This window comes from Lysinibacillus sp. TE18511 (genome assembly GCF_054062295.1).
Genome location: NZ_JBSSFD010000072.1, coordinates 1 through 9,713, shown reverse-complemented (window position 1 = coordinate 9,713; position 9,713 = coordinate 1). Strand labels below are relative to the sequence as shown.

The following is a 9,713-nucleotide window of genomic DNA, read 5'->3' as shown; positions in this document are numbered from 1 at the left end:
TTTGATGTCCAAAATTTTGTTTCGTTCACTAACTCAAGGTTAGCTACTAAAAACTTTATTGATTACGTTTTGCTTGTTCAGTTTTCAAGGTTCATTTTATTACCGTTTCGCAACAGCAACTTTTATATAATAACATGTCGCCAATCATGTGTCAACAACTAAATTGTTTAATTTAATTTATTTGTTTTTCAGCAGTTATCTTAACGACTCTTATTACTATACCACAATATTTTTGTATTGCAAGCATTTTATAAGAAAAATATTAAAGCTGTTATCCCTAGTACTCCCGGAATACCTAGTATCGCAATTGTTAGAACAGAAAATAGATTAATAGGCACATTATAGCCCGCATACCCTATACCTAAATGAATAATAAATAATAGAAGAAAGGCAAAGGCAAATCTAAACCAAAAAACAGACATTCCTTCTAATATTTTTCCCATTTTAGCATGTCTTATTATTATATAAAGAAAAAGAAGCACTACAGGCACACAAAAACTCATAATTACGAATCCGGACACACGGTTTCCCCCTTAAAGTATATAATTACGAAAGTTTATGTTTCCTGTTTTGCTTCTATGAATATCAATTATGCCTCGGCATAATCACGGCCGGAGGCATTAACTTATTTCAGCAGATCTTTGGACATCCGCTGAAATAAAGTTAAAAAACTACTATTTAATTAATACTTTTCGAATTCTAGCTTCCTTGAATAAATAAAAATGTATACTCTCAGTTGCTTTTCGTTGAGCAATTACTTCTAAATCATAGTCATCTACTAATTCTTCGATTATCTTTGACTGCTGTAAATCCTCTTTTGTTTCTTTGATAAGATTTACAAGCTTGTCATCGAATTCTTTTTTTAATTTTCCCTTACTGCGGAAGAACATAGTAATCCCTCACTCACAATTCCCGGCGACCTTCCATTGCCTTCGATAACGTAACTTCGTCTGCATACTCTAAATCTCCACCTACTGGTAGTCCATGGGCGATACGTGTTGTTCGAATGCCTGATGGCTTCACTAGACGAGAAATATACATAGCTGTTGCCTCACCCTCGATAGTCGAATTCGTAGCTAAAATTAGCTCCTGAACAGTCTCATCATGCAAACGGACTAGCAGAGAAGAGACATTAATATCCTCCGGACCAACACCATCCATAGGTGAAATAGCTCCCTGTAGTACATGATACATACCGTTGAAATCACGCATTTTCTCCATCGCAATCACATCTTTTGTATCTTGGACAACGCAAATAATAGAATGATCTCGTTGTTTGTCCGTACAAATATGGCATGGATCTACATCAGTTATGTTGCCACACACAGAGCAGTAGCTTAAATTTCGTTTAGCATCAATTAATGCTTTTGAAAAAGATAAAACGTCATCTTCTTTCATCGTTAACACAAAAAACGCCAGACGAGCCGCGGTTTTCGGCCCGATACCTGGCAATTTCATAAAACTATCAATCAGTTTCGATATTGGTTCTGGGTAGTACATTTATTTACCTCCTAGAACGGAAGGTTCATGCCTTGAGTGAATTTACCCATAGTTGCATTCGTTTTTTCATCTACTTTTTTCAATGCTTCATTTGCAGCAACAACGATTAAATCTTGTAGCATTTCGATATCATCTGGATCTACTACTGATGGATCAAGATTTACTTCTACGATTTCACGTTGACCAGTAACAGCTACTTTCACCATACCGCCGCCAGCAACACCTTCAAATTGTTCTGCATTTAAGGCCTCTTGAGCTTCCATCATTTCTTTTTGCATTTTTTGCATTTTTTTCATCATACCTTGCATATTTCCCATTCCACGCATAAACATATTCCTCCTAAATGATTAATCTTCAACAATTTCAATAAAATCTTTACCAAACAGCTTTTCCGCTTCTGTCACAAGTGGATCTTGTGAAGCAAGTGGTTGCGCATCATCGATAAACGGCTCTTCTGGCATCTCTGCCGGTGGCGGCTCTAATAATTCCACTCCACGATCGCTCTCAGACTGAGATTTTTTCTGTTGCTGCAAGCCGTGATCACGAACAAACTCTTCACGTAATTTTAACCAGGTTTCTTCAGGTGTACAAAGCATTTCATACATAGCACCCGTTTGCCCTGCAATTAATTGTGTAAAGTGCGCTTTTAGAGATTGATTATCGGCAACCATTTGACAATGAATATCATACTTGAATTTTAACACAAAAGCACTTGAAGATGCCGCTACAGGTTCAGCCTCCGCTAAAAGAGCTGATTGAGACTTTTGCAATTGACTTAACGCCTGTGCCCAAACCGATTTTATACGTTGCACATCTTGTTTGGTTGCATCCTTTAGCACCTCTTGAATACGCCCTGTTGGTGCTTTATAGCCATTCGGACTTTTAGCTCGCGGACGTTGCTCTTTTGGCGCTTGCGCCGTCTGCACCGGCACACCAGCTTGTAATTGTGCTGACAGTTGTTGCACCATTTGCTCAAGTGCTACTATTTTTTGAGCAAGTTCAGGGCTCATAGTAGCTTCACCTGAAGTAATTGCTTGACTAACTCCCCCACCTGAAAACTGTACCATTTTAAGTAGCGCGGTTTCTAAGTAGATCTTTGTATGATGAGAGAATCGCATTTCTTGCTGCGTTTTCGCTAAAATATCAATGTAGCCGTAGAGCAAATTGGGCGCAAAATCATGCGCTAATGTAAAAACCCGCTCCTCTGGTGATACGAGCTCCAATAATTCCGCTAAATCATCGCTCGTTTGTAGCAATAATAAGTCACGGAAAAATGTAATCAAGTCCTCTGAAAGGCGAAGAGGATCTTTTCCATCCGCAATAAGCTGTTCTAATAACGCAAGCATTTGCGCAACATCTTTTACTTTTAGAGCTTCTGCTAATTCATAGAAAACATCCTGACTAATGGAACCAGTAACAAGTAGTGTATCCTCAAGCTTCAGCTTTTCTCCGCTGAAGGATACGACCTGATCTAATAAGCTTAAAGCATCACGCATACCACCAGCTGCTGATTGTGCGATTACCTTCAACCCTTGTTCCTCATATGGTAACTCTATATCCTCTAATACAACTTTCATGCGCTCAATAATATCATTGGTCGAAAGACGCTTGAAATCGAAGCGCTGGCAACGTGAAATAATCGTTGCAGGCAATTTGTGGGGCTCTGTCGTTGCTAAAATAAATACAGCATGAGAAGGTGGTTCTTCTAATGTCTTTAAAAGGGCATTGAAAGCGCTTGTAGAAAGCATATGCACTTCATCAATGATATACACTTTATATCTGCTACTTGCAGGAGCAAATCGAACTTTCTCAATAATGTCTCGTATTTCTTCAACGCGTGAATTAGACGCCGCGTCAAATTCAATAACATCTGGATGTGAACCATCTGTAATACTTAAACAAGTAGCACATTCGTTACAAGGTTCGCTTGATGGTGCATGCTCACAGTTTAAAGCTTTTGCAAAAATTTTAGCAGTACTTGTTTTACCAGTACCACGTGGCCCTGAAAATAAATAAGCATGTGTTGTTTTATTCGCTAGGAGAGCATTTTGTAGCGTTCTTTTGACATGTGCTTGGCCAGACATTTCTCGAAATGATTGCGGTCGATACACACGGTAAAATGCTTGATACGTCAATGATTTCCTCTCCTCTTCTTTTTTAATTAGAATATTCCTATTATAACATTTGCCCCATTATTTATGAAATAGTGTCACTGTTTTTCACAAATTCAAGGTAATTCCCCCCACTTCAATAGAAAGAGAAAATTCTAAGGTAGTTATTATTTTGCATAATAACTACATAAAAAAAACGCACCCGTCTATTGTAGACGGATGCGTTTGAATTGGCAATTTAATGCCGTGCACCTTTCTTCGACAGCCGCACATAAGCGTTACTCTTGTCGTTAGCTCAGATTAGGCAACCCCGCGGCACATGAATAAGACCACTTAATGCTGCTTCCTTCCGGACCTGACATGGTTCATGGGTATCCATTGCGCAGGACCCAATCGTCAACACTACGTGCAAAAGGCAGACCAAACAATACGGACAGCCTCGAAAAAGGAATTCAGTCTCGCTAGAGCGGATTGCGAGTTACAGGACACCGCTACCTTCCCACCTAGCACGGCAATAACTAGTATACTTACTGTTTTCATAAATTGCAACTTAATACACATAATATTTATGTGGAATAATCTATCTGCAATGTAAATAAACATTTTTTCAAAAAAACATAAAAATATGTTGACGTGAATTTAAAAACATGATAAATTAAGTTTTGTCGAAAAGACATGCAGTACTATATATTATGGAGGTATACCCAAGTCTGGCTGAAGGGATCGGTCTTGAAAACCGACAGGCGGGTAACACCGCGCGGGGGTTCGAATCCCTCTACCTCCTCCATTTTTTAAAATTCCGACTACGAATGTAGCCGTTTTTTTTTGCCCCAAAATTGTATGTAACAATTACTAGATACCACTTCCTCTTAGGTTGTGGTATTTTTTTATTTATTACGAAAAATATCGATTTGATAGTTAAGACTATTCTTAAGCATTATTGTTGAAAAAAATTATAATTTCACGTTCTCCAAAGTGTTTTTCCATAGCATCGTCGAATAATCAAGCTTTTTAGTACATCTTTTCTTTACTATCCCGCTCTATTAAAATTGATTAGGGAGGATTTTTTATGCGCTCAAATTTTTTTACAACTCGTACTTCCCTCACTTGGATTATCATAATTGCTTTATTAACTGCAATCGGTAGTGAGATTAAAATAATGCCTTTCACTGATACTACTTTTCGCTTTGGATTAGGAAGTATTGTTTTCTTTTTATGTACACTACTTAGACCTACACCTATAATTTTGGCTGGATTTATTACAAGTATCGTGACAATAGTTTTTCGAGTTATCATTAATTACTCTTTACACGATGTTCCATTAATAGATAGTTTACTTACACATCTACCTGCTGCTGCATTTTATGTATTGTTCGCAATATGCCTACAAATGCTTAGTATTCATCAGTATAGAGAAAAACCACTAATGCTTGGATTACTAGTTGCATTTAGTGAAGTCTTCAGTAATTTAGTAGAACAGCTAGTTCGTTTTTTCATTCATTCTTACACTTTTTTACTTCTTCATGATTTACTTATACTATTAGCGGTTGCTTTATTGCGTAGCTTTTTTGTAGTAGGTATTTATAGCTCTATTTTAATTGCTGAACAAAAAAAACGTGTTCAGGAAATGCTTACGATCGGCTCAGATTTATATGTTGAGACACTTTATTTAAAAAAATCTATGAACCACATCGAAAAAATTACAGCCAGTGGGTTTGATTTATATCGACAATTAAAGTCACTCGGCAATCGCGAGGAAAGTTTACAGGCACTCCTTATTGCCCAGGAAATTCATGAAGTGAAGAAAGATTCTCAACGTATTTATGCAGGTATTTCTAAAATTGTTGGTGAGAAGAGTTTTGGCACCCTTAGATTGTCTGAATTATTACATTATATTGAAGACGGCAATAGTAAATACGCTGAATTACTCGGAAAAAACATTGGGTTTAAAATAAGTATAGACACCGATTTTCAAGCGAAAGAACATATTGCATTGCTTGCACTTTTGAATAATTTAACAGCTAATGCTATAGAAGCAATTGAAGGACAAGGTGTCATTTCTATTGCTATTCAACAACAACAGGATGATACTGTAATAACAGTATGTGATAACGGACAGGGTATTTCACAAAGTGATCTCTCAATTATTTTTGAACCTGGATACACCACGAAATACAATGTGGAGGGTGTCGCGGCAACTGGCATTGGGCTTTCACATGTTGCTGAATTAGTTAACAAATTAAATGGCTCAATATCCGTTGAATCAAACAATCAAAACACGATGTTTAAAATTAAAGTTCCTACGCAAACTATTCAAACGGGAGAGACTTAAATGAGATATTTTATTGTTGATGATGATCGTGCTAGTCGAGTCATGTTAAAACAAATTATTGAAGATAGTGGTTTAGGTACAGTTATTGGTGAAGCACGCAATGGTGAGGACGCTATTCCACAAATTTTAATGACACAGCCAGAGTTTGTGCTTATCGACTTACTTATGCCTAAGCTTGATGGGATAGCAACAGTCGAGCATCTTATTCAAAATCGGTTTGAGGGACAATTTGTCATGATTTCTCAGGTAGTGAATAAGGAGATGGTTGGTGAAGCATATGAACAAGGTATAGATTTCTTTATTCATAAGCCTATAAACCGTATTGAGGTTGAGAATGTTTTACGTAAAACAACTGAACAATTTCGCCTAAAAAACTCATTGCTAGTAATTCGCCAATCACTTACAAACATTGATCTAAGTGAACAAATAAATCATAAAGCAACGTCACGAGATCATATTCAATCCATCTTAAATGATATGGGTATCGTTGGTGAAATCGGAAGTGAGGATATTATAGCCATCATCGAAACATTGCTTGCTCATCAGCACAAAATTGCACCACTTCCTCCACTAAAGGAGCTATATGAGGAAATAGCAGCTGTTACAAAGCCTACTCCAGATGAAATTTTGAAAGAAAGTAAAGCCATTGAACAGCGTGTGCGTCGTACTATATTAGCAGCAATGATAAATCTCGCCAATTTAGGTGTCGTTGATTATACAAATTCTGAGTTTGAATATTATGCACCTCGATACTTTGACTTTAAAGAGATTCGTCAGCTAATGACTCAAATAGAAGACCACGGAAACCGTAAAGCAAAAGTTAATATTAAAAAATTTATCCAGGTATTATATTCAGACATTTTAACAAAATTAAATTAATTTTCTCGGATTTTGTCGGATTTCATAAGTCCTCCGTATTATTAAAGTAAGGCAAGTCCTAAAAATTTAATACTAGGGGGTACAAAGGGTTTGAAGAAGAAATTTAAAATCAGTTTAGCCACTCAAATTTTGATTGGTTTGACTTTAGGGATTATTGTTGGTGGTATCTTTTACGGAAACCCCAAAGTTGAGACATATTTACAACCTTTAGGGGATATCTTTCTTCATCTAATTAAGATGATTGTTGTACCTATTATTATTTCAACTCTAATCGTTGGTGTTGCTGGAACTGGAGACATGAAAAAGCTAGGACGATTAGGCGGGAAATCACTTCTTTACTTTGAAATCATTACAACAGTAGCAATTGTAGTTGGTTTACTTTCTGCAAACATCTTCCAGCCAGGCGCTGGTGTGAACATGGACGAGCTCTCTAAAGGAGATATTTCGGGTTACGTTGCAACTACAGAGGAAGTAAAGCACGAAGGTCCATTTGATATTCTTGTAAGCATTGTACCGACAAATATCATTCAGGCAATGGCTGAAGGTAATATGCTTGCGATCATTTTCTTCTCTGTTATTTTTGGTTTAGGGGTTGCCGCTATTGGTGATCGAGGTAAACCAGTATTAGATTTCTTTAATGGGGTAGCAGATGCTATGTTCTGGGTAACTAACCTCGTAATGAAATTCGCTCCAATTGGGGTATTTGGTTTAATTGGTGTAACCGTTTCCAAATATGGATTCGCTTCACTAATACCACTTGGCAAACTTGCTCTACTTGTTTATGCAACAATGATATTCTTTATCTTTGTCGTTCTTGGTCTTGTAGCAAGATTCACGGGTATCAGCATTATCTTTTTAATTAAAGTACTAAAAGATGAGCTAATTTTAGCGTTCTCAACAGCTAGTTCTGAGGCAGTGTTACCACGAATCATGCTAAAAATGGAGAAATTAGGCGCTCCAAAGGATATCGTATCCTTTGTTATTCCAACTGGTTACTCCTTTAACTTAGATGGTTCAACACTGTACCAAGCTATTGCGGCATTATTTATTGCTCAAATGTACGGTATTCACCTAAGCATTGGTGAACAAATTACATTAATGCTTGTATTAATGGTTACATCTAAAGGGATTGCAGGTGTTCCAGGAGTATCCTTCGTTGTACTTCTAGCGACTTTAGGTACTGTCGGCATTCCAGTTGAAGGTTTAGCATTCATCGCAGGTATCGACCGTATCCTTGATATGGGACGTACAGTCGTTAACGTAATTGGTAACTCACTTGCTGCATTAGTAATGGCGAAATGGGAAGGTCGTTTCGATGCAGAAAAAATGAAAAATTACTTTAAAGATAACGAAAAGTTAGCATAAAAATCAAAAAAACTCACGATGTATGTGGCATCGTGAGTTTTTTTCTTTGATCCGCCGGAGACATTAGGCCAACAGATGTTTTTTGTGCGAAAGCGAAGCGTCAGCAGCAGATGTTTTTTGTGCGAAAGCGAAGCGTCAGCAGCAGATGTTTTTTGTGCGAAAGCGAAGCGTCAGCAGCAGATGCTTTTTGTGCGAAAGCGTAGTGCTAACGCAGCGGTAGCAAAATGGTTTTGTCTGTGCGAAAGCGTAGTGACAGCAAAAGGGTTTTATCTGCGCGAAAGCGAAGCGGCAGCGGCAACAACATGATGTTGGTCACTCAGTCATTGTCACAAGACGTGGCGTTCTTAGACTGAATTCCTCTATTTCAGCGGATGTTTGGAAACCTCTTGAAAAGTAGCTTAAATCCACATCCATCTCACCACTTATAGAGGTGGGAGACTTCTGTACCTGTCGCTACACTTTCGGTACAAAAGACATTAGCTGAAAGAAGCTAATACTTTATCTAAATAAGCAATAATTGATTCTTTTCCATTTACATGTGCTTCTTGTGCACGTATTTCATCCTTTTTAACTTTTACCTCAGCAGCTGCAACAATATGCTCTGCATCCTCCTGTGGCACAACAACCACACCGTCCACATCTCCAATAATATAATCGCCTGGACGAACAGTAACGCCTCCAATAGCAATCGGAACATTTACTTTGCCACCACCGTTTTTATTGCCTGCCGCTACCGTAGTGCCCAAAGAAAAGACCGGAAAATCTAGCTCACGAATAGCTGCAATGTCACGAATAACACCATCTACTACAAAGCCCTGTACACCAATACCTTTCGCTAATGACAGAACAAAATCACCGGCAACAGCACGATTTTTATTCCCTTTTGCATCAATGACTAAAATATCACCTTCACTAGCAGCTCGAATGGCTTCCAGTACAGCACCATTTTCGCCATCTGGTAAACGCACTGTTACCGCACGCCCAGCAATTTTAAAATGATCTGCTAACGGTTTAATATCACTGCGTAAATTTGTATGTCCCCCTGTCGCGTCTGAAACCGCAGTCGTTGGCAAATGCTTAAAACTCACTTCCACCTTCGTCATCTATAACACCCCTATTATGATTTATGAAAGCCTTACACAATTATTGTAAATAAAATTCATCTGCTATTTCAATATATATCAGAAAATTATGTAAATAAAACATTCAATCATGTTATTGTTCGGGGTTTGAACAACTCAATCAAATTATATTAAATAATTTCAATAAATTGCTTGGATTGTTTATCTAATGCCTCTGCTGCAGTTGCAATTTCAGCAAAATCGTTTGTTGTAACATTAATTTGACCATTTGTTTTTTCAACTTTTTCAGCGATACGTGTAATATTTTCCGTAACTTGTCCAATCTCTCGCTCTATGCCCTCAACATTACTTGGATAGGCTACACTAAGTTGGACAGATAAAATAAGGGGTTGTAAACTTAGACTATTAAAAAAAGGAGCGTGCTACTATGACACGTCAACGTCG

At 37.6% G+C, this 9,713-nt stretch carries 10 protein-coding genes, 1 tRNA gene and 1 other RNA gene; 5 read left to right on the top strand and 7 right to left on the bottom strand.

The genetic code is table 11. From position 1 onward, the window contains the following. Positions 1–248: 248 nt before the first annotated feature. From ACVWXS_RS25235 to ffs, 6 genes are all read right to left on the bottom strand, one after another. A complete protein-coding gene (locus ACVWXS_RS25235; protein WP_368638711.1) occupies positions 249–521 on the bottom strand; it encodes a pro-sigmaK processing inhibitor BofA family protein in 273 nt (90 codons plus the stop codon). Positions 522–674: 153 nt separating this feature from the next. Next, entirely contained in the window at positions 675–890 is a 216-nt protein-coding gene (locus ACVWXS_RS25230) for a YaaL family protein (RefSeq protein WP_368638710.1), read from the bottom strand. A gap of 13 nt (positions 891–903) precedes the next feature. Continuing rightward, positions 904–1,500, bottom strand: a complete 597-nt coding sequence (gene recR, locus ACVWXS_RS25225; RefSeq protein WP_368638709.1) for a recombination mediator RecR — start codon at positions 1,498–1,500, stop codon at positions 904–906. Between the two features lie 11 nt (positions 1,501–1,511). Continuing rightward, positions 1,512–1,826, bottom strand: coding sequence for a YbaB/EbfC family nucleoid-associated protein (locus ACVWXS_RS25220; protein WP_368638708.1), 315 nt, complete (start codon positions 1,824–1,826; stop codon positions 1,512–1,514). Positions 1,827–1,847: 21 nt separating this feature from the next. After that, complete coding sequence (gene dnaX, locus ACVWXS_RS25215) at positions 1,848–3,635, bottom strand: DNA polymerase III subunit gamma/tau (protein WP_456960609.1); 1,788 nt, start codon at positions 3,633–3,635, stop codon at positions 1,848–1,850. 220 nt (positions 3,636–3,855) lie between these two features. Continuing rightward, positions 3,856–4,123: signal recognition particle sRNA large type (ffs, locus tag ACVWXS_RS25210), an RNA gene on the bottom strand. 182 nt (positions 4,124–4,305) lie between these two features. Here ffs and ACVWXS_RS25205 point away from each other — a divergent pair. The 5 genes from ACVWXS_RS25205 (at position 4,306) to ACVWXS_RS25185 (ending at position 8,493) form a co-directional block, all read left to right on the top strand. Continuing rightward, a tRNA-Ser gene (locus ACVWXS_RS25205) sits at positions 4,306–4,398 on the top strand. A gap of 282 nt (positions 4,399–4,680) precedes the next feature. After that, positions 4,681–5,943, top strand: coding sequence for an ATP-binding protein (locus ACVWXS_RS25200; protein ID WP_456960608.1), 1,263 nt, complete (start codon positions 4,681–4,683; stop codon positions 5,941–5,943). Then, positions 5,944–6,822, top strand: a complete 879-nt coding sequence (locus tag ACVWXS_RS25195; protein ID WP_368638705.1) for a response regulator — start codon at positions 5,944–5,946, stop codon at positions 6,820–6,822. A 90-nt stretch (positions 6,823–6,912) separates the two neighbouring features. Beyond that, positions 6,913–8,187 carry a cation:dicarboxylate symporter family transporter gene (locus ACVWXS_RS25190; protein WP_456960607.1) on the top strand — a complete coding sequence of 425 codons (1,275 nt, stop codon included), beginning with the start codon at positions 6,913–6,915 and terminating at the stop codon, positions 8,185–8,187. A 75-nt stretch (positions 8,188–8,262) separates the two neighbouring features. Continuing rightward, positions 8,263–8,493, top strand: coding sequence for a hypothetical protein (locus tag ACVWXS_RS25185; protein WP_456960606.1), 231 nt, complete (start codon positions 8,263–8,265; stop codon positions 8,491–8,493). Between the two features lie 170 nt (positions 8,494–8,663). On the opposite strand, the gene ACVWXS_RS25180 is transcribed toward ACVWXS_RS25185, so the two are convergent. Continuing rightward, positions 8,664–9,290, bottom strand: a complete 627-nt coding sequence (locus tag ACVWXS_RS25180) for an RraA family protein (protein ID WP_368638703.1) — start codon at positions 9,288–9,290, stop codon at positions 8,664–8,666. Between the last annotated feature and the right edge of the window lie 423 nt (positions 9,291–9,713).

Bases quoted from the DNA above. Each gene is read 5' to 3' on its own strand.
- ACVWXS_RS25230 (WP_368638710.1), bottom strand. From the start codon at position 890: ATGTTCTTCCGCAGTAAGGGAAAATTAAAAAAAGAATTCGATGACAAG.
- recR (WP_368638709.1), bottom strand. From the start codon at position 1,500: ATGTACTACCCAGAACCAATATCGAAACTGATTGATAGTTTTATGAAA.
- ACVWXS_RS25220 (WP_368638708.1), bottom strand. From the start codon at position 1,826: ATGCGTGGAATGGGAAATATGCAAGGTATGATGAAAAAAATGCAAAAA.
- ACVWXS_RS25200 (WP_456960608.1), top strand. From the start codon at position 4,681: ATGCGCTCAAATTTTTTTACAACTCGTACTTCCCTCACTTGGATTATC.
- ACVWXS_RS25195 (WP_368638705.1), top strand. From the start codon at position 5,944: ATGAGATATTTTATTGTTGATGATGATCGTGCTAGTCGAGTCATGTTA.
- ACVWXS_RS25185 (WP_456960606.1), top strand. From the start codon at position 8,263: ATGTTTTTTGTGCGAAAGCGAAGCGTCAGCAGCAGATGTTTTTTGTGC.
- ACVWXS_RS25180 (WP_368638703.1), bottom strand. From the start codon at position 9,290: ATGACGAAGGTGGAAGTGAGTTTTAAGCATTTGCCAACGACTGCGGTT.